The sequence below is a fragment of the Aurantiacibacter marinus genome (assembly GCF_001021555.1).
GTDB lineage: Bacteria > Pseudomonadota > Alphaproteobacteria > Sphingomonadales > Sphingomonadaceae > Alteraurantiacibacter > Alteraurantiacibacter marinus.
Map to the genome: position 1 here is coordinate 695316 of NZ_LDCP01000001.1, position 13624 is coordinate 708939.

22 protein-coding genes and 1 tRNA gene are annotated in these 13624 nt (G+C 59.3%); 17 read left to right on the forward strand and 6 right to left on the reverse strand.

Annotation, left to right across the window (positions count from 1 at the left end; all coding sequences use genetic code 11):
• Positions 1–18: 18 nt before the first annotated feature.
• Positions 19–669 (reverse strand): hypothetical protein, encoded by a 651-nt coding sequence (locus tag AB731_RS03430; protein ID WP_047092407.1) that lies wholly within the window; start codon positions 667–669, stop codon positions 19–21.
• Positions 670–787: 118 nt separating this feature from the next.
• Between AB731_RS03430 and AB731_RS03435 the strand changes: the two genes are divergently transcribed.
• The 3 genes from AB731_RS03435 to AB731_RS03445 all read left to right on the forward strand — a co-directional run bounded on the left by AB731_RS03435 (position 788) and on the right by AB731_RS03445 (position 2006).
• Entirely contained in the window at positions 788–1033 is a 246-nt protein-coding gene (locus AB731_RS03435; RefSeq protein WP_047093088.1) for a hypothetical protein, read from the forward strand.
• Positions 1034–1126: 93 nt separating this feature from the next.
• Positions 1127–1402 (forward strand): hypothetical protein, encoded by a 276-nt coding sequence (locus tag AB731_RS03440; RefSeq protein ID WP_047092406.1) that lies wholly within the window; start codon positions 1127–1129, stop codon positions 1400–1402.
• A complete protein-coding gene (locus tag AB731_RS03445) occupies positions 1377–2006 on the forward strand; it encodes a DUF6969 family protein (protein ID WP_052768863.1) in 630 nt (209 codons plus the stop codon). Before AB731_RS03440 ends, AB731_RS03445 begins: the two co-directional genes overlap by 26 nt.
• Here the strand turns inward: AB731_RS03445 and AB731_RS13555 are convergent.
• Together AB731_RS13555 and ppk2 are read right to left on the reverse strand one after the other, a co-directional pair.
• Positions 2003–2455, reverse strand: coding sequence for a thermonuclease family protein (locus AB731_RS13555; protein ID WP_052768862.1), 453 nt, complete (start codon positions 2453–2455; stop codon positions 2003–2005). The genes AB731_RS03445 and AB731_RS13555 overlap by 4 nt on opposite strands.
• An 81-nt stretch (positions 2456–2536) precedes the next feature.
• Positions 2537–3310, reverse strand: coding sequence for a polyphosphate kinase 2 (ppk2, locus tag AB731_RS03455; protein ID WP_047092405.1), 774 nt, complete (start codon positions 3308–3310; stop codon positions 2537–2539).
• A 51-nt stretch (positions 3311–3361) separates the two neighbouring features.
• Here ppk2 and AB731_RS13920 point away from each other — a divergent pair, with 51 nt between their 5' ends.
• The 5 genes from AB731_RS13920 to AB731_RS03475 all read left to right on the forward strand — a co-directional run bounded on the left by AB731_RS13920 (position 3362) and on the right by AB731_RS03475 (position 6463).
• Positions 3362–3604, forward strand: coding sequence for a hypothetical protein (locus AB731_RS13920; protein WP_156167345.1), 243 nt, complete (start codon positions 3362–3364; stop codon positions 3602–3604).
• Between the two features lie 126 nt (positions 3605–3730).
• Complete coding sequence (gene argB, locus AB731_RS03460) at positions 3731–4636, forward strand: acetylglutamate kinase (RefSeq protein WP_047093085.1); 906 nt, start codon at positions 3731–3733, stop codon at positions 4634–4636.
• A gap of 99 nt (positions 4637–4735) precedes the next feature.
• Positions 4736–5017: a YggT family protein gene (locus tag AB731_RS03465; RefSeq protein ID WP_047092404.1), complete on the forward strand. Its 282-nt coding sequence runs from the start codon at positions 4736–4738 to the stop codon at positions 5015–5017.
• A 42-nt stretch (positions 5018–5059) separates the two neighbouring features.
• Complete coding sequence (locus tag AB731_RS13560) at positions 5060–5836, forward strand: hypothetical protein (RefSeq protein WP_052768861.1); 777 nt, start codon at positions 5060–5062, stop codon at positions 5834–5836.
• Between the two features lie 3 nt (positions 5837–5839).
• The gene (locus AB731_RS03475) at positions 5840–6463 is read left to right on the forward strand and encodes a MarC family protein (protein ID WP_047092403.1); all 624 of its coding nucleotides are present in this window, start codon (positions 5840–5842) and stop codon (positions 6461–6463) included.
• A gap of 149 nt (positions 6464–6612) precedes the next feature.
• On the opposite strand, the gene AB731_RS03480 is transcribed toward AB731_RS03475, so the two are convergent.
• Both AB731_RS03480 and AB731_RS03485 read right to left on the reverse strand, forming a co-directional pair.
• Positions 6613–7227 (reverse strand): LON peptidase substrate-binding domain-containing protein, encoded by a 615-nt coding sequence (locus AB731_RS03480; protein ID WP_047092402.1) that lies wholly within the window; start codon positions 7225–7227, stop codon positions 6613–6615.
• Positions 7224–8156, reverse strand: a complete 933-nt coding sequence (locus AB731_RS03485) for a tetratricopeptide repeat protein (protein WP_047093083.1) — start codon at positions 8154–8156, stop codon at positions 7224–7226. The genes AB731_RS03480 and AB731_RS03485 overlap by 4 nt, the downstream gene beginning before the upstream one ends.
• Positions 8157–8393: 237 nt before the next feature.
• Between AB731_RS03485 and AB731_RS03490 the strand changes: the two genes are divergently transcribed.
• A tRNA-Gly gene (locus AB731_RS03490) sits at positions 8394–8468 on the forward strand.
• Positions 8469–8605: 137 nt separating this feature from the next.
• Here the strand turns inward: AB731_RS03490 and pyk are convergent.
• Complete coding sequence (pyk, locus tag AB731_RS03495; RefSeq protein ID WP_047092401.1) at positions 8606–10075, reverse strand: pyruvate kinase; 1470 nt, start codon at positions 10073–10075, stop codon at positions 8606–8608.
• Between the two features lie 48 nt (positions 10076–10123).
• Between pyk and AB731_RS03500 the strand changes: the two genes are divergently transcribed.
• The 8 genes from AB731_RS03500 to AB731_RS03535 all read left to right on the forward strand — a co-directional run bounded on the left by AB731_RS03500 (position 10124) and on the right by AB731_RS03535 (position 13592).
• On the forward strand, positions 10124–10441 hold the full coding sequence (locus AB731_RS03500; RefSeq protein ID WP_047092400.1) for a DUF1244 domain-containing protein: 318 nt from the start codon (positions 10124–10126) through the stop codon (positions 10439–10441).
• 92 nt (positions 10442–10533) lie between these two features.
• Positions 10534–10770 carry a DUF2312 domain-containing protein gene (locus AB731_RS03505; RefSeq protein WP_047092399.1) on the forward strand — a complete coding sequence of 79 codons (237 nt, stop codon included), beginning with the start codon at positions 10534–10536 and terminating at the stop codon, positions 10768–10770.
• 71 nt (positions 10771–10841) lie between these two features.
• Positions 10842–11189, forward strand: a complete 348-nt coding sequence (locus AB731_RS03510; RefSeq protein ID WP_173425734.1) for a heavy metal-binding domain-containing protein — start codon at positions 10842–10844, stop codon at positions 11187–11189.
• 89 nt (positions 11190–11278) lie between these two features.
• On the forward strand, positions 11279–12025 hold the full coding sequence (locus AB731_RS03515) for a YebC/PmpR family DNA-binding transcriptional regulator (protein WP_047092398.1): 747 nt from the start codon (positions 11279–11281) through the stop codon (positions 12023–12025).
• Positions 12026–12059: 34 nt separating this feature from the next.
• Positions 12060–12524 carry a crossover junction endodeoxyribonuclease RuvC gene (gene ruvC, locus AB731_RS03520; protein WP_047092397.1) on the forward strand — a complete coding sequence of 155 codons (465 nt, stop codon included), beginning with the start codon at positions 12060–12062 and terminating at the stop codon, positions 12522–12524.
• Positions 12525–12536: 12 nt separating this feature from the next.
• Entirely contained in the window at positions 12537–12851 is a 315-nt protein-coding gene (locus AB731_RS03525) for an antibiotic biosynthesis monooxygenase family protein (RefSeq protein ID WP_047092396.1), read from the forward strand.
• Positions 12848–13198 (forward strand): ArsC family reductase, encoded by a 351-nt coding sequence (locus AB731_RS03530; RefSeq protein WP_047092395.1) that lies wholly within the window; start codon positions 12848–12850, stop codon positions 13196–13198. The genes AB731_RS03525 and AB731_RS03530 overlap by 4 nt, the downstream gene beginning before the upstream one ends.
• 88 nt (positions 13199–13286) lie before the next feature.
• A complete protein-coding gene (locus tag AB731_RS03535; protein WP_047310190.1) occupies positions 13287–13592 on the forward strand; it encodes a glycerophosphodiester phosphodiesterase family protein in 306 nt (101 codons plus the stop codon).
• Positions 13593–13624 lie beyond the last annotated feature (32 nt).

Below are 13624 nucleotides of genomic sequence, written 5' to 3' on the forward strand. Positions count from 1 at the left end.
TTACCAACCGCCTAAACTCTACCATCCCCAGGCCGGGGGCGGCGGCGTAATGTCGTCCCCGGCGTCGAATTCCACCCGGAACAGGCGCGTCGGATCATTCCGGCGCGTCAATTGGTAGGCGAAACGCGGGGCGCGGGCATCACCTGAACTGACTTCAACGCGCCAGACATTGGTAAGCGAAGCATCCAGCCCTTCACGCTCGAACAGGGCGATGGAGTACGCATCGACCGGGAAATCCTGCACGCTGGCGGTGCCGGTAGACAGCGTATCGCCGCCATACTGCGTAACGGCATCTTCGCTGCCATCGGCGTGGCGGTGATCATGTTTCAGCCGCAGGCCGTCAGCGGTGCGGGTGATCAGCCAGGTGCGGCTGCGGTTCCAGCCGCCCGGTTCTGACGGGTCCTCGACATGAAAGGCGATCGCGATGCGGGTGCCGGAACATTCGGCCCAATGCGCCACCATCCGCTTGCCCGCCCAATCTGCATCGCGCGGATCGGAGCTGGCAAGTTCGCCGGAATAGGCCCGGCCAACACCATTTGAGCCGCAATGGCTCTCCAGCGCATCCCAATACGCCTCCTGCGAGGCGGAAAGTGCGGGGATTTCCGGTGTGCTGACGCATGCAGATACGGACAGGACAAGGGCGGTTGCAATGAGTGTTTTTCTGATCATGCAAGCGCAATAGCATGGGTTCGCCGTCCGCGGCCATGCTGCGTAACGCACCTGACTTGTGCCCGAATGTACAACAGGTTTACCCTGTGCAGGTTTCAAACCCATGATGGAGGATCATATGAAACGCACACTCACCCGCTTTGCTGCTGTTGCCACACTTGCCTTCGGGCTTGGTGCATGTGGAAGCGCTGAAGAAGAGACGGTTTATGAACCCGCGGTCGAAGATTTGTCGGGCGGTGAATTGCAAATGGCTGATCCTGATGCCGAAGGCGTTGCGGTAGAGCTACCCGAGACCGAAATGACCAACGTCCCGCCGGAGACCATGACGGAAGAAATGCCGGATGACAGCGAGGCTGCCGAGTAGCATCGTTCTGCGCGATTTATTTCAGGGTGCGGTAACTGGTCATCGAATTGGTGCGAATATCTTGGTTGGCACTGTTCAACCAAGGAGAAAGCCATGCCTGAAATGAAATTGACCCAATTCCTGAAAGTAGCCGGCGGCCTCGCGCTTGCCGCGCCGGCCCTGTCTGCCTGCGGTGCCTGCAGCGCATGCTCGGCCTATTCCTGCTGTGCTGCAGCTGGCGGTTGCTGCGCTGCTGCGAAAGACGGCTGCTGTGCCGCAGCTGCCGAAGATGTGATGAGCGATGACGCGATGGCCGATGAAGCAATGGCTGAAGGCGATGCGATAGCGGAAGACGCAATGGCTGATGGCGAGACCGAAGCTGCCGAGTAACAGCGATACCGCACTTGCCGAGCTGATAACGCTAAGCGAGACGATGGCGGGCGAGGGCAGGATGCTGATCGAACGCGTCCTGCCTCCGCCGCCAGAGGAATTTACCCAATGGGCGCATTATCCAAAGGGAGATGCGATCGACCCGGATAGCGGTGCGCGCTGGTTTTACCATGCACACCCTCCGGAACAGCGCGAGCCGAAAGAACACGGCCATTTTCATATGTTTCTGCCGTTGTCAGCCTTTGGCGGACTGGAACCGCTTGCCACGCCGGAAAAAGATGACCCCGCCAAGGTCGTGCATGTCGCGGCGTTGTGCTTCGACACGGATGGTCTGCCAACGCACTGGATCGCGACCAATCAGTGGGTAACCGAGGAATTCATGTATCCTGCCGAAGCGATCATCGCGCGACTTGATGGCCTGGATATGCCCCGCGCAGGCGAGGCAAAGGGCATCGCCTATCTCGGGAAATGGCTAACCTGCGCATTGCGGGCCAGCCGCGACGATATCGAGGCACTGCTATTGCGGCGCGATGATGCCCTGGCCCAAACAACGCCGCGCGATCACGATGCAGAAATCCTCGCGAGCCTGCCCTTTCGGGTCTAGCACCAATCTGCCGCGCCCGCGCCCCAGCCGTTGCTGCGCGCCAGGCCCCGCGCGATCATGACATCGGCCAGATACTCTCCCTCGCGCCGTGCAGCGCGCAATTCCCTGCCATATTGGTCACGCGGCGGTTCTGCCCCTCCGTCAAGTTCGAACGGACCGCGATTAAGCCACTGCGTCAGCTCCTCCCGGGCGACCACGGCCAGCTGCCGTTCCGCCTGACAGGAACCGCGAAGTTCGGGCGTGTCAAAACCGGTCAGACGAATGCGGCGGTTCGTTATCCTGACCGTGTCACCATCAACCGTGCAGGCTGCGCTGCTGCGCTGATCACATTGTGTGAATTGGTTGCGGGCTTGCTCCCACCCAGCGGAGCTTTCCTTGTAATACGCAGCGAACACCGCGCCGCCCGCCAGCCCCAGCAATGCTAGCATCCAGCGCAGCTTGTCCCACAATCGGGAGAGCCTGCGGCGGCGCTGCCATGCAGCATCGAACCGAAGGGGCTTGCCTGGCGAAAATCTGGACCGGGCCAGCGATCAATCCGCCAGCGGAAAGGGCGCGATGGGATGGAGATGTTTGAAGTTTTCGCTTTGCGGTTCATGACCTAGCTCGGGCCACTCCAGTGGCTCTACCGGCACATCCATGTCGGGCAAGCTATCGAGCAAGTGGCGGATCAATGTCAGGCGGCCATGTTTCTGATCATTGTAATCCACCACAGTCCAGGGCGCATGATCGGTATGGGTCGCAGCAAACATTGCTTCGCGCGCCTCTGTATATTCGGCAAATCTGGTGCGCGCCTTGATATCGATGGGGGAAAGCTTCCAGCGTTTCAGCGGATCTTCCAGACGCTCTGCAAAGCGTTCTTCCTGAGCTTCCTGGCTGGCGCTCAGCCAGTATTTGAACAGTCGGATACCGTCATCCACCAGCAGTTTTTCAAAAGTGGGCACTTCGCGCAGGAATTTGCCCACCTGATCGTCAGAGGCAAATCCCATGACCTTTTCCACACCTGCACGGTTGTACCAGCTGCGATCGAACAGCACGATTTCACCGGCAGCTGGCAAATGCTGCACGTAACGTTGGAAATACCACTGCGTGCGCTCCGCATCGCTGGGTTTGGGCAAGGCCACTACGCGGCACTGGCGGGGATTGAGCCGTTCCGAGATGGCTTTGATTGTGCCGCCCTTGCCCGCTGTATCGCGGCCCTCCAGCAGCACGCAAATGCGTTCTCCGGTGGCCTTTGCCCAACGCGCCATGGCCACCAGTTCAAGCTCCAGCGGTTCGAGCAGTTCTTCATATTGATTGCGTTTCATGGCCGCTATCTTTGCCGCAAGTATGCTGCAAATGCCAGATGGCGCTGCTGCATGCAGCCTTATGTCATGCGATTAGTTTGTGGTGATGCGCGGATTGCAGCGGCGATCATCCCCGCTGCGGCGTTCACCCTTCCGGCGCTCTATGCTGTCAAAGGGCAGTTGCGCGTTGCGGCGATCCTTTGCGCGGCGCCCGCCGTGGTTTGTTTCATCACTATCGGTTGGCGCAGGCATGGGCTCTCTTTCCAAAACAGCACCCGTTCGGGCCAGAACAAGCGCATTTTAAATGCGCATTAACTGCAAAAATGTCTGATCTTCATTATTTTTCGATTAAGTTGCCCCCAAATCGCCGCGTTCGGAAATACTGGCCCTTCGCGTGCTTGCACCTTATTGGCCTGTTTCATGACGAAGAAAGCAACCACCATGCCCAATGATGACAGGATGCTGGCGAAAGCGGAAACGCTGATCGAGGCACTGCCCTATTTCCAGCGTTATGCAGGCCGGAGCTTTGTGGTGAAATATGGCGGTCACGCGATGGGCGACCCGGCGGCGGCGCGCGATTTTGCCGAAGATATCGTGCTGCTGAAAGCTGTCGGCATCAATCCGGTCGTGGTTCATGGCGGCGGTCCGCAAATCGGCGCGATGCTGAAAAAGCTGGGCGTGGAAAGCACCTTCGTCGATGGCCTGCGCGTCACCGACAAGGCCACTGCCGAAGTGGCCGAAATGGTCCTTTCCGGGGGCATCAACAAGGAACTGGTCGGATGGATCAATCAGGCGGGCGGCAAGGCGATTGGCTTGTCCGGCAAAGATGGCAAAATGGTCCGCGCGGAAAAGGTCAGCCGCACGGTAAAGGACCCGGACAGCCAGATTGAACAGGTGGTGGATCTTGGCTTTGTGGGCGAACCCACGCATGTCGACACCGCAGTCCTGAAAACCGTCAGCGATGCGGGTATGATTCCCATCGTCGCCCCGATCGCCAGCGACGCCGACGGGCAGACCTACAATATCAACGCCGACACCATGGCCGGTGCGCTGGCTGCTGCGCTTGGTGCGGCGCGGCTGTTCCTGCTGACCGATGTGGCGGGCGTCCTGGACAAAGACGGCAAACTGCTGACCGATCTGACCCCGGCCGACATCGCGGAACTGCAGGCAGATGGCACCGTCAGCGGCGGCATGATCCCCAAACTGCAGACCTGCGTCGATGCAGTGGAGGCAGGATGTGAAGCCGCCGTCGTGCTGGACGGGCGCGTACCCCACGCGATGTTGCTGGAATTCTTTACCAGCCGCGGTGCAGGCACGCTTGTCAGCTCGGCTGGCGAAGCGGTTTGAGACCTGCGGCTTGAGAGTGGTCGCCGCGATGTCTAGATAGGCACTGGGATTGCAACACAGGCAGGCACAATACGCGCCTGATACAGAACCGAACGGAACATAACTTTGGACGCACTCATTCAAATTGTCGGCCTTCTGACCAGTGCCATCGTGATGCTGGTGATCGTGCAATTCGTGATTGGATTGTTGTTTGCTTTCAACGTGGTCAGCCCCAGCAACCAGTTCCTGACGCAAGTCTATAATTCGATCAATTCCTTGCTGGAGCCGATCCTCGGGCCAATCCGCCGTATCCTGCCGCAAACCGGCGCGATTGATTTTTCCCCGCTGGTGTTGATCATCCTGTTGCAGATTGTCGGCATCGTGCTGGACAACCTACGCTAAGGGACTTTGACAAAGCTTGGCGGCAGGAGCAGGGGGCGCGGCATGATCGGCAGATATATCATCGCTTCCGCCGCGCTAGCTGCGCTGCTTTCCGCCTGCACATCGCCGCAGCAACAACGCCGCGCGGCGCAATCGCGCATGGCAGAGCGGGTGTTGGACCGCATTGGCACAATCGGTGATCCGGGCCGCGTCGCTGCTGCCGATATCGCTTTTGCAAGGCAGGCGCGCGATGAAGGCCAATGGGCGGCCTATCGCGCCACTGCTGCTTCTGATGCAGTGGTTCACGGCGAAAACGGCCCTGTTCCGGTCGAAGACTACATCGCCGGGCGCAGCAATCCGCCGGTTTCCAACGCGTGGACTCCAAACACCATCTGGGCCAGCTGTGACGGCACGCTCGCCGTCACCTTTGGCCGTTATCAGGTGCCAGACGGCGATGTGGGCAGCTATGTCACTGTGTGGGAATTGCAGTCCGATCGCAGCTACAAATGGACCTACGATGTCCGCTCGCTCGACAATCCGCAGCCCGAACTCGAAGCGGGTCCGGATATTCCCGAAGGCGAAGATGTAATCATTGTGCCGGGCATGACCTCTATCGAAGGGCGCGTGGCGGAATGTGTATTACCGGAAAATAACTCCGGTTCCACGATCCCGGAACTGTCGCAGGGAACGACCGGCGGCTTTGGCCAATCCGATGACAGTAGCCTGTCTTGGCAATGGTTCCACCATTCTGACGGGACACGGGCTGTGACCGTAGACTGGTGGCGTGATGGAGAGCGGCAGCAGGCTGTCCAATTCTCTGTTCCCCCGGGCGCTGAATAAGTCATGCCAGAGCTGTTCTTCTCTGCCTTCATCACCCTGTTCGTGGTGATCGACCCGCCCGGCTGCGCGCCCATTTATGCCGGGCTGACCAAGGGCGCGGCGCCTGCGCAGGCACGCAACATGGCGATCCGCGCGTGTTTCATCGCCGCGATCATCCTGCTGGTTTTCGCGCTGTTCGGGCAGGATCTGCTCGGTGCGCTGCATATTGAGCTCGACAGTTTCCGCATTGCAGGCGGTTTCATGCTGTTCTGGATTGCATGGGAAATGGTTTTCGAAAAGCGCACCCAGCGCCGTGAGGAACGCGCCGAGAAGGTCGCCCTGACGCCCGAAGTGGAGGACGTTTCGGTCTTCCCCATGGCCATGCCGATGCTTGCCGGTCCGGGCGCGATTGCCGCTGTCATGCTGTTGCAGAACGAGGCCGAAGGCCTGGAGGAAACGCTGGTCGTGCTTGGCGCATTGGCCGCCGTGCTGGTGCTGACGATGCTCGCCCTGATTGCGGCTGGGCCGCTGATCCGTCTGCTGGGTGACCGCGTGGAAGCGGTGATCACGCGTCTGCTCGGGGTGCTGCTGGCAGCGCTCGCAGCGCAATATGTGATCGACGGACTGCGGGGCAGCTTCGGGGTTTAAGAGTTTCGAGGTCACGCTCGCCCATCCGGGCGAGCATCCTCGGCCCTATTCCCTTCCCTTCGCTACGCTGCAGGGCACCTGCGGTCGCGCAGTAGCACTCTGTCCTTGCCTGGGAGGAAAAACCCGCGGATTCGGGTTCATGAGGCAGGCTATTGCAGCGTTACGTGACCTTCATCGGGGTCACCCTTTGCGAAGAATTCCAGCAGACTCACAAGCAGGTCACATCTTTCGCGCAGGTTCTTTGCTTCCAGCAGACCCTGCTTTGCCGCTGCATCGAAAGGCGCGATCTGGCTGACACCGTTGATCAGCGTGACATCATCAAGCTGTGCAACCGAATCCCAGTCAATCGCATAGCCCTGCGCATCGGCGAATTTGCGCGCTTCGTATTCGAAACTGGCGCGCTCCCCCAAAGAGAGAAACTCCTCCTCCAGCTCTTCGATCAGCTCTGCTTCGACTTGCCGGAATGGCGTGGTGACATCCAGCTCTCGGATGACCCTAAAGCGGGACTCCCCCTGCAGGATGACGTTATAACGCCCGTCCTCGCTTGTCTCCACGTCCTGAATCTTGCCGATGCAGCCCACCTTGTACAGCGGTGCATCATCCACAGTGTCGGTCGGCTGGATCATCCCGATCAGGCGGTCCCGCGCCAAAGCATCGCCTATCATCGCGCGGTAACGCGGTTCAAAAATGTGCAGCGGCAATTGCAGGCCGGGAAACAGGATTGCACCGGTCAGCGGGAAGATGGAGAGGCGCTTGATACTCATCCGAACAGGATCAGACTAAGCTTGCGCCGCTGGGCGGAAACCCATGGGTCTTCCATGCCCACCGCTTCAAAAATCTGCAGCAATTTGGCCTTTGCGTCATCGTTGCCCTCTTCGCCTGCGCTATCGATAGAACGCAGCAATACTTCGGCGGCTTCGTCCCGCTCGCCAGCGGCAAAGGCAGCTTCGGCAAAGGCAAGCTGCGCCTGCGTATTTGTGGGCCTCTCGGTCGCTGCGGCGCGCAGGGTCTGCAATTCACCCGCATCGACTTGCGGCACGGCAAGCTCCAGCGCAGCTTGCGCCTGCTTCACCAGCGGGTCGCCCTGCAATTCCTCCGGCAGTGCATCAAAAGCGGCCTGAGCGTCTTCCATGCGTCCGGCACCGGCCAGCGCGCGGATCAGGCCAGCCTGAACTTCGGGCCGGTGCGCGATTGGAGGCGGGGCGTTTTCGGAAATCTGGCTGTAAAGCTCGATAGCCTTGTCATACTCTCCGGCGGCCAGAAGCTGTTCACCCATCGCGGTCATTTCGCCAAGCTGCGCTTCCATCTGCGCCATCTCGTCACCTGCATCTGCGCCCTGCTGTATCGGCAATTTCTCCAGCAACTGGTCGAGCGCGGCCTTCAGCTGCGATTCGGTGCGGGCAGGGGTCAGGTCAGCAACCGGCTGCCCCTGGAACATCGCATAGACGGTGGGAATCGACTGGACCTGAAATTGGCCGGCAATGAATTTTTCCGAATCGACATCGATCTTGGCCAGAATCACGCCCTTATCGGCATATTCGGCGGCCACTTTTTCCAGGATCGGAGTGAGCGCCTTGCACGGCCCGCACCATTCCGCCCAGAAATCCACGATAACCAGCTTGGTCTGGCTCGGCTCTACTACCTGTTTGCGGAAACGGTCGACAGCCTTCTGCTCGTCGATATTAAGGCCGATGCTTGCCAAGGTGATGCTCCTGTTCGTGCTACTGTGTTGGCGCCGTCAATCGAGTTTCAAGCGCGTAAGGTCCCAATGTGGCGTTATTGTGCGGTTTGTGAAGGGGCCACGCGCTGCAAAGCGGGATTGTTGTGCGCGCGCGCAAAATCAGCGCGAATTCCTCTTGCAGGGTATGGAAGCCGGTGCTAACCGCCCTCCTCCCCATCCGGAAGAGACCTTTTGGATGAGCGCCAGTGAGCGGGCGTAGCTCAGGGGTAGAGCACAACCTTGCCAAGGTTGGGGTCGGGCGTTCGAATCGCCTCGCCCGCTCCATTTTCCATATTTGTGGACCAACACGTCAGCCGCCCTTAGCGGTGGCTGACGCGTGTTTGTAGGGCAAGGTGCACTGCACCTTGCCGATAATCCGGACATGTTCTTAGAAAAACGTGCTGGCCTGAGCCGAGACCGATCTAATCCTCGTAACCCTCAAGCTCGTCACCCTGCACGTTGACCACATGCACAAGGTTCGTCGCGCCCGACTGGCCAAAGGGTACTCCGGCCATCACTGCCAGCTTTGATCCCGATCCGCCGAAACCGTGGCGCAGTGCCATGCGCTTGCCCTTGGCGATCATTTCTTCAAAGCTGCCGATATCGCGCGTGGCGATCGGATGCGCTCCCCACAGCAATGCCACGCGGCGTGCGACTTCCATGCTGGGTGTCAGCACCATCACGGGTACCGATGGCCGTTCACGCGACACGCGTCGGGCGGAGCTGCCCGAGTTCGTGAATACGGTAATGGCATTGATGTTGACCGTATCCGCAATGGTCATGCAGGCGTGGGCCATAGCATCGGCAGTGGTTGCGTCGGGCGGAGTGTCCAGCATGCGCACGCGCTGCTTATAGCCTTCGTCGTGCTCCACCTGCCGGGCAATGGCGTCCATCATCATCACCGCTTCTTCAGGCCAGTCGCCCGCAGCGGTTTCCGCGCTCAACATGACAGCATCGGCGCCGTCGTATACGGCATTGGCCACATCGGAGACTTCGGCGCGGGTCGGCGCGGGGCTTTCGATCATCGATTCGAGCATCTGTGTCGCCACGATCACCGGTTTCCCGGTCAGCCGCGTCATATTGACGATTTTCTTCTGCAGCGGCGGGACTTCCTGCGGCTCCAGCTCGACACCCAGATCGCCGCGGGCGACCATGATGCCGTCCGATTGCTCGATAATCTCGGCCAGACGGCGGATTGCAGATGGCTTTTCGATCTTGGCGCAGAGCGCTCCCTTGCCGCCCATCAGGTGGCGTGCCTCGATAAGGTCTTCCGGGCGCTGTACGAACGAGAGGCCGATCCAGTCCGCGCCCTGTTCCAGCGCAAAGGTCAGATCGCGCCGATCCTTTTCCGTAAGCGCAGGGATGGGAATTTCCGCATCGGGCACGTTCACCCCCTTGCGATCTGAAATTACGCCGCCGACTTCGGTCTTGCAGACAATAGCATCGCTACTGACCGTTTTGACGCGGAAGCGCATCTTGCCGTCGTTCACCAGCAGGCGCTGGCCGACTTCGATGACTTCGAAAATTTCAGGATGGGGCAGTTCGACGCGGGTGGCATCACCCGGCTCATCAGACCTGTCGAAAGTGAAGTTCGCTCCGTGCGCAACTGTGGCGCGGCCATCGGCGAATTTGCCAACGCGCAGCTTGGGCCCCTGCAAATCGGCCAGCACCGCAATCGGGCGGCCATATTCCTGTTCGAGCGCGCGGATATTGGCAAAGGTCTGCGCGTGCACCTCATGTTCGCCGTGGCTCATATTGACGCGGAAGGCGTCGACGCCTGCCAGAAACAGCCGGCGTAGCACGTCAGGGTCGGCAGTGGACGGCCCGGTGGTGGCGAGGATTTTGACCTTGCGGTCACGCGGGGCGAGTTTGACGTGTTGTTGTTGTGCCATTGCCAAGGCCTATGGCAATGTCCTGTGACAAGACAAGGACACATTTGTATGCATGAACAACAAGAGCCATTGGACGCGCTGCCTGATGAAGTTGCTGCGGCAGCTTTTCGGCGGTTGGTAAAGCATCTGCAGCATCGCCACGATGCCGAGAATATCGAGCTGATGGGACTGGCGGGATTTTGCCGCAATTGCCTGGCGGACTGGATTCGCGATGCCGGGTATGACGGTGACAAAGCCGCTGCGCGCGAACTGATCCACGGGATGCCGATGGAAGAGTGGAAAGCCACCCGGCAAAGCGCAGCGACACAGGACCAGCTGGATCGCATGGCGACAAGTCTTGAGAAGAACGGCCCTGATCTGCGTTAATTGACGATCTGTGGATTGCGCCCTTCACCCGGCGCGCGCGCCCCGCTAACCAGCGGCCAACCGATTCTCACATCACCGGAGTTATAGACGAAATGGCCGAAGCCACCGACGACCGCCTGCGCCTGCTGATCGAGCGTATCGAGCGCCTTGAAGAAGAGAAAAAGGGCATCGCTGACGATATCCGCGATGTCTATTCCGAAGCGAAAGCGGTCGGTTATGACGCAAAGATCATGCGCCAGATCGTCCGCCTGCGGAAGATGGAGCCGAACGACCGTAGCGAACAGGAAATGATCCTCGACACATACAAGGCTGCGCTCGGCATGGGCTGACCGGCTTGATCGAATAGCTGTATTGCTATAACAATACAGCTATTCGAAAATGCTCAGCAGGAAAGCAAATTATGGCCAAGGAATGGAAAGACGCGCGCGGAATTCCCGTGACCACTACGCCCACATTCGAAGGGCAGCCGATCAAGGAATATCTCGGTATCGTCACCGGCGAAGTGATCGTCGGCGCCAACGTGTTCCGTGATATGTTCGCCAATATCCGCGATATCGTTGGCGGCCGTTCGGGCAGTTATGAGCGTATTCTGGCCGATGCGCGCAATCAGGCGATCGAGGAATTGCAGGCCGAAAGCGCGTCGCGCGGCGGCAATGGTGTGGTCGGTGTCGATCTGGATTATGAAGTGATCGGAAAGACAGGTTCGATGCTGATGGTGTCGGCGAGCGGCACCGCTGTTAAAATCTGATCGAACAGCTTCATTTACACGGCATGTTGAAGCGAAGGCGGGGCTGGGCTAGGCCCCGTTTTCAATTCCAGACATATTGAAGAAGACCCATGGCAGGCCATTCCAAATTCAAAAATATCATGCACCGCAAGGGTGCGCAGGACAAAAAGCGGTCCAATCTGTTTTCCAAGCTTTCCCGCGAAATCACCGTTGCGGCCAAGATGGGCACGCCCGACCCGGACATGAACCCGCGTTTGCGGCTGGCGGTCAACACCGCCAAGTCGCAGTCGATGCCGAAGGACAATATCCAGCGCGCCATTGATAAGGCGACTGCCGGGGATGACGAAAATTACGAAGAAGTGCGCTACGAAGGCTATGGCCCCGGTGGCAGCGCGATCATCGTGGAAACGCTGACCGACAATCGCAATCGCACCGCCACCGCCGTGCGCACCGCGTTCAGCAAGCACGGCGGCAATCTGGGCACCGAAGGCAGCGTTCAGCATGGCTTCGAACGGCTCGGCCTGATCGAGTATCCGGCCAGTGTTGGCGACGAAGATACTGTGCTGGAAGCCGCGATGGAAGCGGGCGCGCAGGACATCGAAAGCACTGACGATGGCCACACCATCTGGACCGCGGCAGACGATCTTCACCAGGTTGCAGGCGATCTGGAAAAGGCGCTGGGCGAGGCTGAAACGGTCAAGCTGGCATGGAAGCCCAATATCACCGTAGACATGGACGAATCCGGCGCGAGCACCTTGCTCAAGTTGATCGACGTGCTGGACGATGATGACGACGTGCAAACCGTGTGGGGCAATTACGACATCTCTGACGAGGTGATGGAAAAGCTGGAAGGGTGAGCGCGCTTCCCTCCGGATTGCAGGAGGGGAAACCATGCTGATCCTCGGGCTCGACCCGTCACTTACCTGCACCGGCTGGGGGCTGATCCGTGCCGAAGGCAACCGCATCAGCCATATTGCCAATGGGCAGGTGAAAACTGATCCGAAGGCCCCGATGCCTGCGCGGCTTGATCATTTGTATGCCGCCATCGGGGCGGTAATTGCGACGCATGCGCCGGACCGCGCCGCGGCCGAGGAAGTTTATTCCAACAAGAATGCGCAGAGCACGATCAAGCTGGCCCAGGCGCGGGGGGCGGTTCTGGCGGCATGCGGAAGTGCCAATCTTGAAGTGCGCGAACATGCCGCGCGGCTCGTGAAAAAAGCGGTTGTCGGCACAGGAGCAGCGGAAAAAACGCAGGTGCAGGCGATGCTGAAGGTGCTTTTACCCGCTGCGCGGATCGAAGGACCGGATGCAGCCGATGCGTTGGCGGTTGCTATTGCCGATGCAAATCTGGGGTAGGGAAGCGGCTCTGTGTATCTTGTCGTTTTTCGCAATCGCAAACGCGCCGATATCGATATGCCGGCATATCAGGCTGACGCAGCGCATATGGAAGCGATGGCCGCGACGCAGCCAGGCTACCTTTCTTTCAAAACCTACACCGCAGATGACGGCGAGGTGGTCGCAGTGTCAGAATGGCAGGACGAAGAAAGCGCGCGCAGTTGGGGGCGCCAAGAAGAACACCGGCAGATGCAGGCCTTCTCTCGCGCGGAATATTACGCCAGCTACACTCTGTTCGCCTGCGCTTCCCCTAGGATACACAAATTCACGGCAGAGGAGGATTCATGATCCACGTTTACGGCATTCCAAATTGCGACACGGTGAAGAAGGCACGCAAATGGCTGGACGGGCAAGGGCTGGAATACAGCTTTCACGATTACAAGAAGGAAGGCGTGGACGCGCCCAATCTGGAGCGTTGGGCCGACCGTGCAGGTTGGGACATTCTGCTCAACCGCACGGGCACAACATTCCGCAAGCTGGATGAGGCGGACAAGGCTGATATTGGCCGCGAAAAAGCATTGGCCTTGATGACCGAGCACCCCAGCATGATCAAGCGACCGGTGGCAGAAACCGACGATGGCGACCGTGTCCTCGTGGGTTTTGCGCCGAGTGAATGGGAGAACGCATTTCGCTAAGGTAATCTTCTTTATTTACAACATTTTGCTGCGCAGCATTGGTAGCAATATTTACACCCGATATTCGCAGCAATCAAAAGCCCGGGGCATGCTGCCAATCGCGCACCGCGGTGCAAGTGAAAAGCGGCTCGAACATACGCTGGCGGTTTATGAACTCGCGATAGATCACGGCGCGGATTACATCGAGCCGGGGCTGATGACGACATCAGACGGCGTGCTGGCGGCGCGGCACAAAAAGCGAGATTTCCGGCACCACCGTTATTGCCGATCAACCGAAATTTGTACGCGAAATACGCGCTATGACGGGCTGTATCGGGTGCCCGCACTTGCCGAGATCATCCAGCGTGTTCGTGCGAAGGAAGTTGAAACGGGACGCGAGATCGACCTTTATTGAGTTCACCGATGAACCGGCGCGAGCAGGGCGAT